The 16,644-nt window shown below is 70.3% G+C and carries 15 protein-coding genes; 11 read left to right on the forward strand and 4 right to left on the reverse strand.

All coding sequences use genetic code 11. The annotated features are described in order from the left end of the window. Positions 1–36: 36 nt before the first annotated feature. Positions 37–1,122 (forward strand): lytic transglycosylase, encoded by a 1,086-nt coding sequence (locus MCBMB27_RS25560; RefSeq protein WP_075381573.1) that lies wholly within the window; start codon positions 37–39, stop codon positions 1,120–1,122. Next, positions 1,119–2,627, forward strand: a complete 1,509-nt coding sequence (locus MCBMB27_RS25565) for a DUF2336 domain-containing protein (RefSeq protein ID WP_043382140.1) — start codon at positions 1,119–1,121, stop codon at positions 2,625–2,627. The genes MCBMB27_RS25560 and MCBMB27_RS25565 overlap by 4 nt, the downstream gene beginning before the upstream one ends. Positions 2,628–2,825: 198 nt before the next feature. Here the strand turns inward: MCBMB27_RS25565 and MCBMB27_RS25570 are convergent, their stop codons facing one another. Continuing rightward, entirely contained in the window at positions 2,826–3,017 is a 192-nt protein-coding gene (locus tag MCBMB27_RS25570) for a hypothetical protein (protein ID WP_043382136.1), read from the reverse strand. Positions 3,018–3,031: 14 nt separating this feature from the next. Further along, positions 3,032–3,850: a universal stress protein gene (locus MCBMB27_RS25575; protein ID WP_043382134.1), complete on the reverse strand. Its 819-nt coding sequence runs from the start codon at positions 3,848–3,850 to the stop codon at positions 3,032–3,034. A 173-nt stretch (positions 3,851–4,023) separates the two neighbouring features. Between MCBMB27_RS25575 and MCBMB27_RS25580 the strand changes: the two genes are divergently transcribed. Continuing rightward, positions 4,024–4,836 (forward strand): universal stress protein, encoded by an 813-nt coding sequence (locus MCBMB27_RS25580; RefSeq protein ID WP_075381574.1) that lies wholly within the window; start codon positions 4,024–4,026, stop codon positions 4,834–4,836. After that, positions 4,836–5,165: a c-type cytochrome gene (locus tag MCBMB27_RS25585; protein WP_075381575.1), complete on the forward strand. Its 330-nt coding sequence runs from the start codon at positions 4,836–4,838 to the stop codon at positions 5,163–5,165. The genes MCBMB27_RS25580 and MCBMB27_RS25585 overlap by 1 nt, the downstream gene beginning before the upstream one ends. A gap of 67 nt (positions 5,166–5,232) precedes the next feature. Here MCBMB27_RS25585 and MCBMB27_RS25590 read toward each other — a convergent pair whose 3' ends face one another. Then, entirely contained in the window at positions 5,233–5,595 is a 363-nt protein-coding gene (locus MCBMB27_RS25590; protein ID WP_075381576.1) for a hypothetical protein, read from the reverse strand. A gap of 278 nt (positions 5,596–5,873) precedes the next feature. Here MCBMB27_RS25590 and MCBMB27_RS25595 point away from each other — a divergent pair, with 278 nt between their 5' ends. From MCBMB27_RS25595 to MCBMB27_RS25610, 4 genes are all read left to right on the forward strand, one after another. Further along, a complete protein-coding gene (locus tag MCBMB27_RS25595; RefSeq protein WP_236952822.1) occupies positions 5,874–8,762 on the forward strand; it encodes an AMP-binding protein in 2,889 nt (962 codons plus the stop codon). 2 nt (positions 8,763–8,764) lie between these two features. After that, on the forward strand, positions 8,765–10,603 hold the full coding sequence (locus MCBMB27_RS25600) for an AMP-dependent synthetase/ligase (protein ID WP_075381577.1): 1,839 nt from the start codon (positions 8,765–8,767) through the stop codon (positions 10,601–10,603). A 426-nt stretch (positions 10,604–11,029) separates the two neighbouring features. Continuing rightward, positions 11,030–11,263: a hypothetical protein gene (locus MCBMB27_RS25605; RefSeq protein WP_236952824.1), complete on the forward strand. Its 234-nt coding sequence runs from the start codon at positions 11,030–11,032 to the stop codon at positions 11,261–11,263. Positions 11,264–11,303: 40 nt separating this feature from the next. Next, on the forward strand, positions 11,304–11,954 hold the full coding sequence (locus MCBMB27_RS25610) for a BON domain-containing protein (RefSeq protein ID WP_043760620.1): 651 nt from the start codon (positions 11,304–11,306) through the stop codon (positions 11,952–11,954). A gap of 372 nt (positions 11,955–12,326) precedes the next feature. Here the strand turns inward: MCBMB27_RS25610 and aqpZ are convergent, their stop codons facing one another. Continuing rightward, entirely contained in the window at positions 12,327–13,061 is a 735-nt protein-coding gene (aqpZ, locus tag MCBMB27_RS25615) for an aquaporin Z (protein ID WP_075381578.1), read from the reverse strand. A gap of 367 nt (positions 13,062–13,428) precedes the next feature. Between aqpZ and MCBMB27_RS25620 the strand changes: the two genes are divergently transcribed. From MCBMB27_RS25620 to MCBMB27_RS25630, 3 genes are all read left to right on the forward strand, one after another. After that, complete coding sequence (locus MCBMB27_RS25620) at positions 13,429–14,040, forward strand: HdeD family acid-resistance protein (RefSeq protein WP_043350331.1); 612 nt, start codon at positions 13,429–13,431, stop codon at positions 14,038–14,040. Between the two features lie 97 nt (positions 14,041–14,137). Beyond that, a complete protein-coding gene (locus MCBMB27_RS25625; protein ID WP_236952825.1) occupies positions 14,138–14,365 on the forward strand; it encodes a hypothetical protein in 228 nt (75 codons plus the stop codon). 89 nt (positions 14,366–14,454) lie between these two features. Next, positions 14,455–16,569 (forward strand): alkyl/aryl-sulfatase, encoded by a 2,115-nt coding sequence (locus MCBMB27_RS25630; RefSeq protein ID WP_075381579.1) that lies wholly within the window; start codon positions 14,455–14,457, stop codon positions 16,567–16,569. Positions 16,570–16,644: the final 75 nt, after the last annotated feature.

Raw genomic sequence — 16,644 nt, forward strand, 5'->3', positions numbered from 1 at the left:
CAGGTTCGGACGGTCCCCACTCCCGTGCGCGCCCGGATGTTCCTGTTCACCACGCCGTCGAGCCCACCGGAGAGCCCGCCGCCCCAGGCGCGGTCCCTGCCGGCCGCGCCCGCCTCGGGTCCGGTCGTCCAGGCGATCCGTGACGGAGCGACGGCGAGCGGCGTCGGCTTCGACTATCTCCTCGCCACGGCGCGGCGTGAATCGGCCCTCGATCCCGCCGCCAAGGCGGGGACCTCCTCCGCCACCGGACTGTTCCAGTTCATCGAGCAAACCTGGCTCGGCGTGATGAAGAATGCCGGGCCGCGGCTCGGTCTGCAGGCCCAGGCCGAAGCCATCACCCGACAGTCGGACGGCACCTATACGGTCCCCGACGCGAGCCAGCGGCAGGCGATCCTCGACCTGCGCCGCGATCCCAAGATCTCCGCCACGCTGGCCGGCGCCCTGACCCAGCAGAATGCGGACGCCCTGACGAGCGCCCTCGGCCGCGAGCCGACCGCGGGCGACCTCTATGCGGCGCATGTGCTGGGCGCGAAGGGTGCCGCGGCCCTGATCTCGACGGCCCGCGCCTTCCCGGAGCGCGCCGCCGCACTCGACCTGCCGGAGGCGGCCGCCGCGAACCGGGCTCTGTTCTACGACCGCGCCGGACGGCCGCGCAGCGCTGCCGAACTGTATGCCAGCCTCTCGGCGGCCGCACAGGGCGCGGCCGCCACCGACCTGACCGGCCTGCGCCAGGATAACGCCGCCGCGCCGCAGGCCGTGTCGGCCTATGCCAGTGCAGCGACCGCGTTCGGCGGGAGCTCGGATCTGCGCAGCCTGTTCCAGACGGACCAGCGCGGTGCGGCGTCGGATGCCGCGGCGCGGCTCTGGCAGTCCCGCAACACCGCCGCGCCGACGCAGCACCCGGCGCCGACCTACTTCCCGCGCTCCGATTCGGAGCCGCCGTCGCGCGTCGCCGACGCGGAGCCTGCCGTCACGGGCGCACTTCCCGAGCCGGCGGCGACGCCCGCGGGCGCACCTCTTCTCAATCCGCCGCTGCCGCCCCGCCGACCCGCGGAACTTGCGGTCGCAGTGCCCATGCCCGGCGACAGGACCAGCCTGTTCGCCCCCCGGAGCGGTCGATGATCATCCGCGACTTCCTGGCCTGGACGCAGAATGCTTCGGCCGGAGGCCGGGCCGAGGCGACCGCGTCTCTGGCGCGGGCCTACCTGTACGGGGATCTCAACGCCGACGAGGCCTGGGAGGCCAAGACGGCGCTGCTCGCGCTCTTGGACGATCCATCGCCGCTGGTACGCCGGGCACTCGCCGAGACCTGCGCGGCCTCGGCACGGGCCCCGCGTCCCCTCGTGGTCGCCCTCTCCTGCGATGTGCCGGAGGTGGCGCGGCTGGTCCTGGCCCGATCCCCGGTCCTCACCGATGCCGATCTCGTGGATGCCGCGGCCCTCGGCGATGAGGCGACCCGCGCGGTGATCGCCGCCCGGCACCACCTGTCGCACGCGGTCTCGGGCGCCCTGGCCGAGATCGGCGAGACGGACACGCTGGTCGTTCTGGCGGCCAATCCGACGGCGAAGATCACGGCCGGCCGGTTGCTGCGCATGATCGAGCGGCGGGGAGACGAGGCGTCCCTGCGCGAGGCGCTGCTTGCCCGGGCCGACCTGCCGCCCGAGGTGCGCCATGCCCTCGGGATCGCGGTGGCACAGGCTCTCTCCGGGTTCGTCACGGACCGGGGCTGGCTCAGCGCCGAGCGTTGCGGCCGGATGAGCCGCGAGGCCGGCGAGCGCGTGGCCCTCGAGGCCTGCGAAGGACGGGGTGCGGCTGCGGTGTCGCGCCTCGTGACCCATCTGCGCACGACTAGGCAGCTGACGGCAGGGCTCGTTCTCCGAGCCGTGCTCTCCGGCCGGATCGACTTCGCCCTGGCCGCCCTGGCCGACCTCTCGGGTCAGGATCATGCCGCGATCGTCCGGGCCATGCGCGACCCGCGCCAGTTCGCGGACCTGCATGCCAGAGCCGGCCTTCCCGAACCGCTCCTGCCGGCGCTGCAGGCGGCGCTCTCCGCCTGGCAGGACCTCGCCGGCCGGGCGCTCCCCGCCCGGGGAACCGGTCTGTCGCGGCGGATCATCGAATGCGCCATCGAGGCCTGCGGCGATCTCTCGGATCCGCACATGCATCCGGTCATCACCCTGCTGACCCGCTACGAGGCCGAGGCCGCCCGGGACGAGGCCCGCGAGGCGGCCCGCACCATTGCCGCACAGGCGCTCGCCCGGGAAACGGCCCGCCGGGAGACCGAAGCCGCCGACGCCGCGTGGCGTGCTGCCTTGGAAAGCCAGCGCCGGACCGCCTTCGTGGCCGAGGCCGGTCCTGACGAAACCGTCATCGTCACAGCCGTTGCCAACGTGCCGGCTGTGGCCGAGCCGCTCAATCCCGTGGGGGCGATCCTCGACGCGTTGCCGGAGCAGATCCTGGCTTGGTACCGCACCGAGGAACTGGACCCGGCCACACAGGCCGCGACCGATCGGGTGCTCGACGGCCTCGGTGACAGCCTCCTCGACCATTTCCGCGCCAGCCAGGGTCGCGCCGAGCCGGATTCGGAGGAGGCGACCAGCGATCAGGCCGCGCGCATCGCCGCCTGATCGGACGACAGCGCCCGGCCTGGCCGTCGCCGCCTCGTCCTGGGCAAGCGCAGCGGCGGGCGGCACCGCTGCGCCTGGATCGCTCCGCACGGGAAGAGCTTCAGGACACGGCCTTGTCCGACGCAACCGGAGCCGCGCCCGGATCGGTGGGCGGCCGGGATCGCCGGCTTCCGGGGCCGGTCAGGCACGAGTCCGCAGTCAGGGCACGATCTCGGGCGGCATTCCACCCGGGATGCCCAGCGGCTCGTTGGCCGGCGGCACGTCGTCCGGCTCCGAGTCGGGGATGCCCAGGGGCTCCGGCAGCGGGGTTTGCTGCGGCTCCGGTGTTCGCGCGGGAGATGGCGGCGGGAAGCCGGTGTCAGGATCGCCAGGGTTGCCCGGGTTCGCCATCGGCGCACCTCCCGTCAGTGGCTCATCAGGCTGCAGACCGACGCGTCGGCCAGGAGGTCACGGGTCACGCCGCCGAAGAACCATTCTCGCAGACGGCTGTAGCCGTAGGCCCCGGTTACGATCAGGTCCGCATCGGCCTCGACAGCTGCCCTCTGCAGTTCCTCGGCCGCCGTCCAGCCCGATGCCGCGACTCGGCGCGGCACCGCCTTCACGTCGTGGAGGGCCAAGTACCGGGCGACATCCTCGATCTCTGACGCGTCCTCGCCATCGTTGACCCGCACCACCTCGACCGTCTCCGCACGCCTGAGCAACGGCATCGCGTCCCATACGGCCCTGCGGGTTTGCGGAGAGCTCTTCCACCCGACGACGATGCGCTTCGCCTCCATTCGCTCGACGCCGGGCGGTACGACGAGAACCGGACGGCCCAGCTCCATCAGAACGTCCCCGAGGTCGACCGCAGCCCCGAGGGACACTCCCTCGTTCTGCGCGTAGCGACCGACGACGACGAGATCTGCGGCCCGCGCCTGCTGCTCCAGAAAGCGGACGGGATGGTCGAGATCCGAGCGCCACTCGACGCGGTCGCTGCGGCAGGCGGCCTCCCGGAAGATCTGTTCGAAGCCTGCGAGTCTCGTGAGGGCGGCTTGGCGGATGTCCTCGATGGCCGAGCCCATGGGCACGGCGGTCTCGCCATAGCCCCGCGGATAATCCGGCACGCATGCGGCCACGCCGACGAGGCGCGTGCCCAGGCGATGCGCGAGATCCGCAGCGAGTCGTATGCGTTGCGCGGCGTGCAGCCCGTCATCGACCGCGACCATGAGGCTGGCGTACGACATGCGGATATCCTGCGACCGGGAACGGAATACCCACCCACAATGCGGTCGCGGTTTCCGCAGAGCCTTGATCCATCTCAAGACCCGGACGACCCAGCATCTTGCGCTGAATCAAGGCGACCACGCGCCTTCTGGGCCACCCGTCGTGTCTCGCTTTCGGCACGGGAAGGGGCGCCATGGGCTACGCGAACATCCTCGTCGCCCTCGACCTCAGCGAGGACGCTCCGGACCGGGTCAGCCTCGCCGCCGGATTGGCGCGGCGCTTCGAAGCGATCCTCACGGGTGCGGCCGCCCAGACGGTGCCTGTTCCCATCCTGGTGCGGGACCTCTGCGAGGCGGCCGACGACGTCGAGCAGAATGCGACCCGGGTCCGCGGAATCCTGCAACGGGCGCGCGACGTGTTCGAACACAGCGCCGGCAGCGAGCTGCGCACGATCTGGCACGCGGGCTTCGCCGATCCGCTGACGCATCTCGTCGAACAGGCGAGCACCGCCGACCTCGTCGTCGTGAGCCGGCAGGGGCCGGATGACCCGGACCCGGGTCCGCTCGGCGTGTCGCCGGGGCCCGTCCTGATGCAAGCCGGCCGGCCTGTCCTCATCGTGCCACCGCGGATCATCCATCTGAAGGCCGCGCGCATCGTCCTCGCCTGGAAGGACGGTCCCGAAGCGCGCCGGGCGATGTCGGCGGCGCTGCCCTTCTTCCGCGCGGCGGATCAGGTGCTCGTGGCGACCCGCGGCGAGGATCTGCGGGTCGGCAACGCCGAGGATCTGGCGGTTCACCTCGCCCGGCACGGCGTGAGCGCCACCGCCCACCACCTCCACGCCGCTGGCCCGGATGCCGACGCGATCATGCGGTTCGCCCTGGAGCAGGACGCCGACCTGGTCGTCATGGGTGCCTACGGTCATTCCCGCTTGCGGGAATGGATCTTCGGCGGCGTCACGCGCGATGTCCTCGACCGCGCACCCATCTGCAGCCTGATGTGTCACTGATGCGTCGGGGGCTGCTCTCCGTCGGCGTCGCCCTCGGCCTGGATCTGCTCTGCACCGGAGCGATCGGGGCGGAGGAATCCTCGGCGCCGCAGGGGCGGAAGTTTGCGCATGCGCATTGCGCAGGCTGCCACGCCATCGGCCTCCGGGGCGCGAGCCCGATGCGGGCGGCCCCGACCTTCAGGATGTTGGCCGAGCGCTTTCCCGTCGACGACCTCGCCGACGTCCTGATCGAGGGCGTCGAGCGGCGGCATCCGGCGATGCCGGACTTCCGGCTCGAACCGGATGATGCCGCCGACCTCACGGCTTACCTCAAGACGCTGAAACCGTGACGGCCGGTCGACGAATGCACGACCGTGCATCCCGGCCAATGCAGTGCGGATCGGATCGCGGCCGGGTTCAGAAGGCGTAAAAGTCGGTGCAATGCGCCGGCGGAAGGAGACCGGCGTAGCCCCAGATGCAATCGTCGTAGCGCCTCCAGCGCTGGAACCCGTCTGCCGCGCCCATCATCGGAACATGGGCGCCCGTGTCGAATCGGCCGCCGGCCATGGTCCGGCTTCGCACGCCGCCTTGGAAGGCGGCGCGATCGCGGTAGACCGACGCCCGGTCCCTGAAGCGGGGCGATCTTCGCACGGGGCCGCACGCGCAAGTCGATGTCCGACGCGCCTCGACATGCGCGAAGGGCAGGGCGCCGCTTCCGGGCCGCGCGAGCGCCGCGGTCGATCCGACCAGGACGGCGATGACGAGGACAGAGCGGAACATGACGCCTTCTTCCGGTCACCGGATGACGGCGCGGATCATAGACCCGCACCCCGACCGCGCGTTTGACGCGTGTCAACGGAATCTCATCCGGCGAGGGTCTCGCTGCGTGCGCGATCCGAGGACGCGCCGCCTCGGCAGGCCAAGCTCGTCGGTTCATACTCGAACACAGCATTTTCCCCGGTCGATCGCTGCATAGGCACATCCGATGCGGCGTTCCCGTGTTGATGAAGATCAAGCCGCCGCGGCGGGACACGGCTTATCTGAGTTGCGGATGCGGGTTGGAGCCCGGTCATTTCGCCGGCATCCCGGAGTCCTTCGTGGAGAACGTCGCGCGCCTGCCGAGCGAGCGGTTCGATCCGGTCGCGCAGCCCACCGGAGCCGCTGTCCTGGACATGGTCCGGTCGCTCCTGCTCGAACTGCACCCGGAGCGGGGCGCGACGATCGCGGTCGACCTCGACAGCGACCTCGAACGGGAGTTCGGCCTCGACAGCCTGGGGCGCGCGGAGCTGATCCTGAGGCTGTCGCGCAGCTTCCGGGTGTCGCTGCCGGAGAGGCTGATCGGCGAGGCAGCGACGCCGGCCGCGTTGCTGGCCGCGATCCAGGCTGCGGGCGCCGCGCGCGAGCCCTCGGCGGCGTCCCCGCCACCAGCCGCGCTGCCGACGGCGGCCGAGCCGCACCGGGCCACCACGTGGGCGGACGTGCTCGATTTCCACGTCCGCAATCACCCGGACCGCCCCCATCTTCGATTGCAACAGGAGGACGGGACCGAGACCGTTCTGACCTACGCGGCGCTCGACCGGCGTTCGCGTCAGGTCGCGGCCGGCCTCCTGAAGCTCGATCTCGCCTTCGGCGACCGGGTCGCCCTCATGCTGCCCACCGGGCCCGACTTCTTCCCGGCCTTCCTCGGCACGATCCTGGCGGGTGGGGGCCCGGTCCCGCTCTACCCGCCGTTCCGGCGCGCCCAGATCCAGGATCACCTGCAGCGTCAAGTCGGTATCCTGGCGAACGCTGCGCCGCAGATCCTGATCACCGATGCGGCGATCAAACCCTTCGCCTGGCTGCTGCGCGACGGCGTCGAGAGTTTGCGGGTCCTGACGACCACCGCGGATCTCGTGACGGAAGACGCTCTGGCGGCGGCCGTCCCGGCCACGGGGGCGGACCTTGCGCTGATCCAATACACCTCCGGCAGCACAGGCGATCCGAAGGGCGTGATGCTGACCCACGCCAACCTGCTCGCCAATGTCCGCGCCATGGGCGAAGCGGTGGCGGCCTCGTCGGCGGACGTCGTCGTGAGCTGGCTCCCTCTCTACCACGATATGGGATTGATCGGCTGCTGGCTGGGCAGCCTCTATTACGGTGCGCCGGCGGCGATCCTTTCACCCCTGGCCTTCCTGGCCGATCCGGGGCGCTGGCTCAGGACAATCCATCGCCAGCGCGGCACGATCTCGGCCGCCCCGAACTTCGCCTACGAGCTGTGTCTCAAGACCCTGCGGGACGAGGATCTCGCGGGGCTCGATCTCAGCTCGCTGCGCGTCCTGACCAACGGGGCCGAACCGGTCAGCCCGGACACGCTGGCCCGGTTCACTGAGCGCTTCGCGGCCTTCGGCCTCCGGCCGTCGGCCGTCACACCCGTCTACGGGCTCGCCGAATGCGCGGTCGGCCTCACCTTTCCGCCCCTCGGCCGGGGCCCGCGCATCGACTGGATCGACCGCGCAACGCTGTCGCGGAGCGGCGAGGCCCTGCCGGCCGAGCCTGGCGCTCCGGGGGCCGTCGCCTTCGCCGCCTGCGGGCATCCGTTGCGCGGCCATCAGATCCGGATCGTGGACGAGGCCGGGCGCGAGGTGCCGGAGCGCCGGGAGGGGCGGCTGCAGTTCAACGGTCCCTCCGCGACGACCGGCTACTTCCGGCGTCCGGAGATCACGCGCGCCCTGTTCGACGGAGCTTGGCTCGAGAGCGGCGACCTCGCCTATTTGGCGAGCGGCGACGTCTTCGTGACGGGGCGTACCAAGGACATCATCATCCGGGCCGGTCGGAAGATCCATCCGCACGAGCTGGAAGAGGTGGCGGGCGCGGTCGACGGCGTCCGAAAGGGCTGTGTCGCGGCCTTCGCGAGCCCCGACCCGAGAACCGGGACGGAGCGGCTGATCCTCGCCGCCGAGACGCGCCTCACCGACGCCGCGGCCCTGGAGGAGCTGCGCCGCACCCTGGCCCGGGAAGCGATGGGCGTGATCGAGCAGCCGCCCGACGTGATCGTCCTGTGTCCGCCCCGCACATTGCCGAAGACGTCGAGCGGGAAGATCCGTCGCGCGGCGACGCGGTCGCTCTACGCGGCAGGCGAACTCGGCCGGCCGGAAGCCGCCCTGCGGACGCAGCTGGTCCGGCTCGTCGTCGCGGGGGCCGCGGCGCGGCTGCGCCGTATCGGGCGGCTCTGGTCAGAGGCAGCCTACGCGGCCTCCTGGTGGGGCGTCCTCGTCGTCATCGGTGCCATCCTATGGCCGCTGGTGCTCGTCCTGCCGAAGCGCGCTTGGCGCTTCGGCGCCCTCCGGACGGGCCTGCGTGTCTTCTTCCGGGTCACGCGGACGCCGTTGACCGTATCGGGCGAGCCCGTCAGCCGCGGCGCCGTCATCGTCGCCAACCATGCGAGCTATCTCGACGGCGCCGTGCTGGCGGCCGTGCTGCCCGGGGCGCCGGTCTTCCTCGCCAAGCAGGAGCTGGCCCGTCAGCGCATCGCCGGGCCGTTCCTGCGGCGGCTGGGAACCGCCTTCGTCCACCGGGGTACCGCGGCGGGTATCGCCGATGCGGCGGCGATCGTCGGGCGCATCCGCGATGGCGAGCAGGTGGTCGCGTTCCCGGAGGGCACCTTTACCCGGACCCCGGGCCTCCTCGGCTTCCACCCCGGTGCGTTTCTGGATGCCTGCCGCGCGGGTGCCCCGATCGTGCCGGTCGCGATCACGGGCACGCGGTCGGCGCTGCGGGCCGATCAGTGGTTCCCCCGGCGGAGCGTGATCCACGTCCATATCGGAGCGCCGATCGCCCCGGACGGCGAGGATTTCCACGCCGCGATCCGCCTGCGCAATCGGGCGCGCGCGGCGATTCTCGCCCGCTGCAACGAGCCGGACCTCTCCCGGGAAGCGGTGCCGTCGCCCGTCGAGCCGGCTCCGGAATGATCATGTCGGGCCGCTCCGAGACACGGATCTGCGCAAAGCCGCCCGCGGAGGCCTCGACGGGCACGATCCCCAGCCTTCTGCGAGCCCAGGCAACCCGCCGGCCGACGGCGGTGGCCTACGTGGCACACGATCCTGCCGAGGGACGCTTCGCGGCGATCACATGGGCCGAGATGGCCGAGCGGGTCGCCGAACGGACGGCCGCCCTGGCCAGCGAGGCGCTCGAACCGAGCGCACGGGTCGCGCTCTGGCTGTCGAACGGGATCGAGTGGGTGGCGTTCGATCATGCGGCGCTCTCGCTCGGCCTCGTGGTGGTGCCGCTCTTTCCCGATGACGCTCCCGCCAACGCCGTCGAAATCCTGGCGGATTCCGGCGCCCGCATCGTCGTCGTCCGCACGGCGGCGCAATGGGAGAGCCTCGGGGATCGCGCCCAGCTGCGCACCGGAGTTCAGCGCGTGATCGCGCTCGAGGAGCCGCGAGGAACCCGACCTTCCGATCCGCGCCTGCAGAGCCTGCGGTTCTGGCTCGCAGGGGCGCGTGGATCCGTGCTGACTCCTGCCGGGCGCGACCCCGATGCCCTCGCGACGATCGTCTACACGTCGGGGACGACCGGTCGCCCGAAGGGCGTGATGCTCTCGCACCGCAATCTGCTGGCGGTCGCGCAGGCTGTTCTCGACCGCAACCCCGGCTCGGATCGGGACGTGTTCCTGTCCTATCTGCCCCTCGCCCACATCTTCGAGCGTGTGGTCGGGTGCTATCTGCCGCTGATCCTCGGAGCGCCCGTCGTGTTCGCACGATCGGTGGCGCATCTCCAGGAGGACCTCCTGTTCGCACGCCCGACCATCCTGCTGGTGGTCCCGAGCGTGCTGGAACGTCTGCGCCACAGCGTGACGGAACGGGCGGAGCGGACGCCGCCGACGCGCTGGCTGCTGCGCGCAGCCCTGGCCCAAGGCTGGGCGCTCTTCTTGGCCCGGCGGGACGGACGGCGGCTCGGCCTTGCCCGGACCGTACTCGGCCTCCTGCTGCGCAGCATGGTGGGGCGCCCCATCCGCCGCGCGTTCGGCGGTCGTTTGCGGCTCGCGGTCTCTGGAGGCGCCGTGCTTCCGGAGGATACCGCCCGGTTCTGCCTCAGCCTCGGTCTGCCCCTGGTCGAGGGATACGGCCTGACCGAGGCGGCCTCGGCGGTCACGGGATTCCGGCTCGGCGCCACGCGCCCGGGCCGGGTCGGCCCCGCACTCCCCGGAATGGAGATCCGCCTCGCGGCCTCGGGGGAAATCCTCGTGCGCTCGCCAGGCGTGATGCTCGGGTACTGGCGCCGTCCGAACCTCACGGGCGAGGTCCTGCGTGACGGATGGCTGTATACGGGCGATCTCGGCACGCTGCAGGACGGCGATCTGTGCATCACCGGCCGGCTGAAGCAGATGATGGTCCTGTCGACCGGCGAAAAGATCTCGCCGGAGGCCGTGGAGGCCGCGATCTTGCGCGATCCCCTGTTCCGTCAGGCCATGGTCCTGGGCGAGGGCGAAGCGCGGCTGTCGGTCCTGGCGGTGGTCGATGCGGCGATGTGGACGCAGCTTGCGCAGGATCTGGGTCTCGATCCCGCGGCGGAGGACGCCCTCGATGACGCGCGCGCCCGACGGGCCGCGCTCGATCGGATCGCCGCGGCGCTGCATGACGGACCCCGCGCTGCCAGGGTCCGGGCGGTGCGTCTGCTGCGGACGCCCTGGACTGTCGAGGACGGCCTCCTGACCCCCACGCTGAAGCTGCGCCGCGCCGTCCTCCTTGACCGGTTCGCCGGAACGGTGGCGGCCCTGCGCGGCGAGCCTGAACCGCCGCGCGCCTGAGCAAGTCTGGAATCGCCGACACGGTCCACCCCTGATGCGGCTCCGGTCCGCCGCTCAGTACTTGTCCGTCAGAACCGCCTCGATCCCGTAACGCACCAGACGATCGCGCGATCTGACGCCCGATCGGATGCGGTGGGCAACTTCGAAAGCGATATGATTCTCGACAAGATATCGCGGAATCATAGGAAACTCGGACAAGAATCCGGTTAATGCGTCGAGTGCCTCTCTGTGGGCTTCGACAGCGAGTCGAATATCCGATGGCGACATCGCGATCCTCCTCCTGGCTTGAGAGTTTGATGCCGGAGACGGATGCGGCAGCGTTGATCCTGATCAATGTGTGCCGCGGTCGACTGCTTCACCGCTTCGACAGACGAAGAGCGCCGCCAGCGCCACGATGGACAGGCTCTCGGTGTCGCGCGAACCGGAATGCTGAAGACGATGGCAACGTTGAAAAAGGCCCGCGGAATCGATCAGCCCGAACGCCGAGCCACGGCGATCGCGAATGCCAACTGGTTCCGGGCCCGTGCCCGCCAAGCGCTCCGCGAGGGCCATCCGGACAGCAGGCTGCGCGCCGGCCGAGCCCGGGTGGCCGCACGGCTCGTGCTCGAGCGAGCGCGACGCGAGGGCCTTCTGATGGATCAGGCGGCCGGCGCCGCCTGACCGGGAGCCGCGCGGCCCGCGCCGCCTCAGGAGGAACGCCATGACCGACAAGGATTTGCGCCGGGCGGTGCTCGACGAACTCGACTTCGACCCCAGCCTGGACGCCGGGGATATCGGCGTCGCCGTCTCCGAAGGGGTGGTGACGCTCACTGGCCATGTCGGCAGCTACGCCGAGAAGGTGGAGGCGGAGCGCGCCGTGCGCCGCGTCCGGGGTGTGCGCGCCATCGCGCAGGAGATCGCGGTCCGTTACGCCGACGCGAAGAAGGTGGCCGACGACCAGATCGCCGCCCGGGCGCTGGCGATCATCGACTGGTCTGTGCATCTCCCGAAGGACGCCATCCAGGTCACGGTGAGCGGCGGCTGGATCACCCTGACGGGCGCCGTGCCCTGGCGCTACCAGTCGAGATCCGCCGAGGCCGTCGTGCGGCAGCTCTCAGGGGTGCTTGGCGTCACCAACCGGATCGCGATCGAACCGCGCGTTCCACCTGGGGCGGTCAAGGACAAGATCCTGGAGGCGTTTCGGCGAAGCGCGCTGTTCGAAGCCGACGCGATCAAGGTCACCGTCTCGGGCGACCGGGTCATTCTGGAGGGTGCCGTGACGGCCCGGGCGGAGCGCGATGCGGCCGAGCGTGCCGCATGGTCGGTGCCGGGCGTGCGCGCCGTCGAGGACCGCATCGTAGCCATGGCCTGAGCGGACAAGATGAGATGCACCGCGGCGCGGATTCGAGATCGATCCTCGATCCCGGAGACGAACGCGCGCGGCACCGATCCGTCTGGCGGACGGAAAGACACGAAGTGTTCGGACCGGGGGGCCTGTCCCGTCGCGTGACAGATCGCGAGCCGCTGAGGCGCGGTTCCCGGTGTCCGATCAAGGATCGCGCCGGCCTTCGATTCGACTGGCGAAGGCCGGCGCAGGGAGGAACATCCCGGGTCGTCCGGCCAAGTCACGTTCGGCGCATCGCGATGACGCGCCGCGCGCAAAGATCGACATCGCGAAGTGAGACAGTGAATATGGTTTTTCAGCAAAGTTCTTGACTGATCCCCCGGCGAGCGGTGCGTCGTCTCACTCCGCCGGGGCCGGAGGAGAGATGCCGGTCACTTGGACGGAGGGCTCCTCACTCAGCCAGCGATACAGAATCCCGCCGAGAACCCCACCGAAGATCGGGGCGACCCAAAAAAGCCAGAGCTGGGTCAGGGCCCATCCGCCGACGAAGACCGCCGGTCCCGTGCTGCGCGCCGGGTTCACCGACAGGTTCGTGACCGGGATGCCGACGAGGTGGACGAGGGTCAGGCACAGCCCGATGGCCAGCGGCGCAAAGCCGACCGGGGCCTTGCCGTGCGTCGCGCCCATGATGACGAAGACGAACATCATGGTGAGCACGACCTCGGTCAGGAGGCAGGCGGTCAGCGCGTATTGCCCCGGCGAATGCGCGCCATAGCCGTTGGCGGCGAAGCCCTTCTCGACGGAGAAGGCCGGCGCGCCGCTGGCGATGGCGTAGAGCACAGCCGCGGCGACGAGGCCGCCGACGACCTGGGCGATGACGTAGGCCGGGATGTCGTGGGCCGGAAACCGGCCTCCGGCTGCGAGTCCGCAGGTCACCGCCGGATTGAGGTGGCAGCCCGAGATGTGCCCGGTGGCATAGGCCATGGTGACGACAGTCAGGCCGAAGGCGAGCGCGACGCCGAGGAGGCCAATTCCGACCTGCGGAAACGCGGCCGCGATGACGGCGCTCCCGCAGCCCGCGAAGGTGAGCCAGAACGTGCCAATGGCCTCGGCCGCGCACTTGCGGATATCCATGGAACCTCCTGCGGTCAGGCGAGGCGACATTTCCGTGGCCCGCCCGACCGAGCGGATCGGATTATCCAGGGCCGGACCGCATCCTGCCGCGAAGGGAGGGGCCCCGATTTGAGCTAGATCAATCCCGCATCTCGGGTCTGGTCGCCGGCACCGGTCTCTTCGGCGCGGCGCCTCGGTCGATCCGCCAGTCTCTCCCGTGCTGCGCAGGCCATGCCGAGCCGTCGATCGACGCCCGGGCCGTCGAGAACGGGGACCCGCGCCTTTGATTTGAATCAACGCCGTTCCGACCGAACGGGCGATTCAATCGGAAGTGATCGGACGGAATGGGGACAGCCTCCTCATCCACGGGTCCGACGGGAGGTGTCGTATGGGCGGAACGGTCACCTTTGGAACGCTGCAGACCGGAGCGGGGCGTGCCCGCGGATGGCTTCTCGCGGTCGGCAGCCTGCTGCTGATCCTCGGCATCGTGGGCCTCTTCATGGTGGTCAGCCTCACGATCGTCAGCACGCTCTGGTACGGCGTCCTCCTGATCGCGGCCGGGATCGCCGAGATCGCCGAGGCGCTCGCCAAGCCGTCGGAGGTCGAAGCGTGGCGATCCCGCGTCGTTCGGTTCTTCGCGGGCCTGCTCTACCTCGTCGGCGGTCTTTGGGCCGTCTTCCGCCCCCTCGAAGCGTCGCTCGCCCTCACGCTCGTCCTCGGGCTCACCCTGATCGCCTCCGGCGTGGCGCGCGCGCTCTGGGCCATCGTCCACACGACGCAGCTGTCGCGCGCCACGGTGATCCTGTTTGCCCTGCTCTCGATGCTCCTAGGCGCCGCCATCATCGCGCAATGGCCCTATTCGGGCCTGTGGGCGATCGGCCTCTTCGTGTCCTGCGACCTGATCGCCGCGGGACTGTCATGGGCGTGGATCGGCCTCTTCGGCCCGCCGCCGGTCGCGCCGGCGCTCGCATCGCCCGGAAGCGGGTCGGCGACCCGTTGAGCCGCATAGGCGAACGCCGATCTCCGTCGGCCGCGATGGGATCGGGTGGCGGAGCCAGGGACATCAGACCACGAGCCGGAGGATGGCAATGGAACCGATGCATCGTCGTGCCGTGCTGGGCAACCTGTCGTCCGCCGCCCTGGCGGCTGCGGGCCTGCTCATGGTGCCGGGTGCCGTCTACGCCGCGCCCCTGAGAATCGAGCCCCTCGACGATCCGAGCGGCGGCCCTGTCGAGAAAGCACAGGCCGTCGTCGTCGTCCCGCGGCGGCGGCGCCGCAGGGTCTGCTGGTGGCGACGCGGACGCCGGGTCTGCGCCTGGCGCTGACCGGTGCGCCGATGACCGGATCCGGCCGCCGCCGCCCGGCGACCCGGTCGTCCCACGGCAAGCCACCGCGTCCGGGATGGAGCAGACCGATGTCGACGCGCCGCGCCTTCATCAAGACTCTTCCCGCTGTCGGAGCCGCCTTCTCCGCAGCCGGATGCCTCCTGGCGGAAGCGCGTGCCGCGGGCGACGGGGAATCCCCGGCTGCATCCGCCGGTCCGGAGCACTTCCACCCGAAAGGCAAACCGCCGTCGTCGTTCACCCGCGCCGTGCTCCGGCAGGCCCGCACGCGCCTGCCTTTCGCGGACGACACGGATTTCGAGGAGCAGCGGCGCGGGCTGATCGCCCCCATGGCCGACGGGATCATCCGGGCCGACGATGGTCACGTGGCCTGGGACATGCAGCAGTTCCAGTTCTTGGAGCAGCAGGACGAATTCGACAGTATCCATCCATCTCTGCTGCGAATCTCGCGTCTCAACAACAATTACGGGCTCTACGAGGTCGTCCCCGGCATCTATCAGGTCCGGGGGTTCGATCTCTCGGACCTCACCATCGTGCGGGGACGGACGGGTTGGATCGTGTTCGACCCCCTCGTCAGCCAGGAGACCGCACGCGCCGCCTGGGCGCTGTTCCAGACGCATGTGGGCGAGGGGCGGCCGATCTCGGCCGTGATCTACTCGCATACGCATGGCGATCATTGGGGCGGCGTGCGCGGGATCCTCAAGGAGGAGGACGTGCGGTCCGGCGCCGTGCCGGTGATCGCGCCGGCCGATTTCCTCGTCCGTACCGTGGCGGAGAACGTCTACGCCGGCAACGCCATGAACCGGCGGCTGTTCTACCAGTACGGGCTGCTCCTGCCGGCGGCGCCGCACGGCTATGTCGGGCAGGGCCTGGGACAGCGCGTTTCGGCCGGCACCACAGGTCTGATCGCCCCGACGCGCTACGTGGAGAAGCCGATCGAGACCTTCGAGGTCGACGGCATCCCGATGGTCTTCCAGAATACCCCGAATACGGAAGCGCCGCGGGAGATGAACACCTACATCCCGGACCGGAAGGCGCTCTGGATGGCGGAGAACGTCATCGCATCAATGCACAACATCTACACCCTGCGTGGCGCGCCGGTGCGCGATCCGCTCAACTGGTCGAAATACATCAACGCGGCGCTGTACCGGTTCGGCCGGGAGGCCGAGGTGATGTTCGCCTCCCACCACTGGCCCCGCTGGGGCAATGCGCGGATCCAGGCGGTTCTGCGGGCGCAGCGCGACCTCTACGCCCACATGAACAATCAGGTGCTCCACCTCGCCAACCAGGGCGTGACGATCAACGAGATCCACAAGGTCTACGCGCTGCCGCAGAGCCTGCAGCAGACGTGGCATTGTCGCGGCTATCACGGGTCGCCGGAGCACAACAGCCGGGGCGTGATCCAGCGCTATCTCGGATTCTGGGATTGCAACCCGGCGACGCTGATCCCGCTCGCCCCGTCCGAGAGTGCCCCCCTCTACGTCGACATGATGGGCGGTGCGGAGGCGATCCTCGCCCGGGGAAAGCGGCTGCACGACGCGGGCCAGTATCTGCTGGCCCAGGAGATCGTGAACAAGCTCGTCCAGGCCGAGCCGCAGAACCAGGCCGCCAAGGACCTCCTCGCCGACATCTTCGAGCAGATCGGCTACCAGCAGGAGAATCCCGGCCTGCGCAACTGCTTCCTGGCTGGCGCCTACGAGCTGCGCTCCGGCATCCCGGAAGGCGCGACGGCCAGTTCGAGCAGCCCCGACGTGGTGCGGGCGATGCCGACCGAGCTCTTCCTGAACTTTCTCGGCATCCGCATGGACAGTCGCAAGGCGGAGGGGTTGCGCTTCACCATCAACCTGATCACGCCGGACAACAACGAGCGGTTCATCGTCGAATTGGAAAACGCGACGCTGACCAACATCGCGGGGTTCCAGGCCGAGAAGCCCGATCTCACCCTGACCATCAACCGGTCGGATCTCGAGCAGACGATGATCGGCGCCAAGACCCTGGAGGCGCAGATCGCCGACGGGACCGCGCAGGTCGAGGGCGACGCCGGCATCCTGAGCCGGCTGGCCGCCACGATGGTGACGTTCGACCCTCGGTTCGAGATCCTGCCCGGCACCAAGGTGCGCGGCGCCGCCAATCGCGTGCAGTCAGACCCGTATCGGGCCGATTCCGGCGAGGCGGTCGCCGAGTAGCCGGCGACCGCCACTCTTGCTCCGCAGCCGGTCGCGGTCCGGGATGGCCGCAGGGCGACGGAAGAGGTGCTCACG

It is taken from the genome of Methylobacterium phyllosphaerae (assembly GCF_001936175.1).
Taxonomy (GTDB): Bacteria; Pseudomonadota; Alphaproteobacteria; order Rhizobiales; family Beijerinckiaceae; genus Methylobacterium; species Methylobacterium fujisawaense.

Bases quoted from the DNA above. Each gene is read 5' to 3' on its own strand.
- MCBMB27_RS25590 (WP_075381576.1), bottom strand. From the start codon at position 5,595: ATGTTCCGCTCTGTCCTCGTCATCGCCGTCCTGGTCGGATCGACCGCG.
- MCBMB27_RS25610 (WP_043760620.1), top strand. From the start codon at position 11,304: ATGACCGACAAGGATTTGCGCCGGGCGGTGCTCGACGAACTCGACTTC.
- MCBMB27_RS25560 (WP_075381573.1), top strand. From the start codon at position 37: ATGTTCCTGTTCACCACGCCGTCGAGCCCACCGGAGAGCCCGCCGCCC.
- MCBMB27_RS25580 (WP_075381574.1), top strand. From the start codon at position 4,024: ATGGGCTACGCGAACATCCTCGTCGCCCTCGACCTCAGCGAGGACGCT.
- MCBMB27_RS25620 (WP_043350331.1), top strand. From the start codon at position 13,429: ATGGGCGGAACGGTCACCTTTGGAACGCTGCAGACCGGAGCGGGGCGT.
- MCBMB27_RS25630 (WP_075381579.1), top strand. From the start codon at position 14,455: ATGTCGACGCGCCGCGCCTTCATCAAGACTCTTCCCGCTGTCGGAGCC.
- MCBMB27_RS25605 (WP_236952824.1), top strand. From the start codon at position 11,030: ATGCTGAAGACGATGGCAACGTTGAAAAAGGCCCGCGGAATCGATCAG.
- MCBMB27_RS25600 (WP_075381577.1), top strand. From the start codon at position 8,765: ATGTCGGGCCGCTCCGAGACACGGATCTGCGCAAAGCCGCCCGCGGAG.
- aqpZ (WP_075381578.1), bottom strand. From the start codon at position 13,061: ATGGATATCCGCAAGTGCGCGGCCGAGGCCATTGGCACGTTCTGGCTC.
- MCBMB27_RS25575 (WP_043382134.1), bottom strand. From the start codon at position 3,850: ATGTCGTACGCCAGCCTCATGGTCGCGGTCGATGACGGGCTGCACGCC.
- MCBMB27_RS25565 (WP_043382140.1), top strand. From the start codon at position 1,119: ATGATCATCCGCGACTTCCTGGCCTGGACGCAGAATGCTTCGGCCGGA.
- MCBMB27_RS25585 (WP_075381575.1), top strand. From the start codon at position 4,836: ATGCGTCGGGGGCTGCTCTCCGTCGGCGTCGCCCTCGGCCTGGATCTG.
- MCBMB27_RS25570 (WP_043382136.1), bottom strand. From the start codon at position 3,017: ATGGCGAACCCGGGCAACCCTGGCGATCCTGACACCGGCTTCCCGCCG.
- MCBMB27_RS25625 (WP_236952825.1), top strand. From the start codon at position 14,138: ATGCATCGTCGTGCCGTGCTGGGCAACCTGTCGTCCGCCGCCCTGGCG.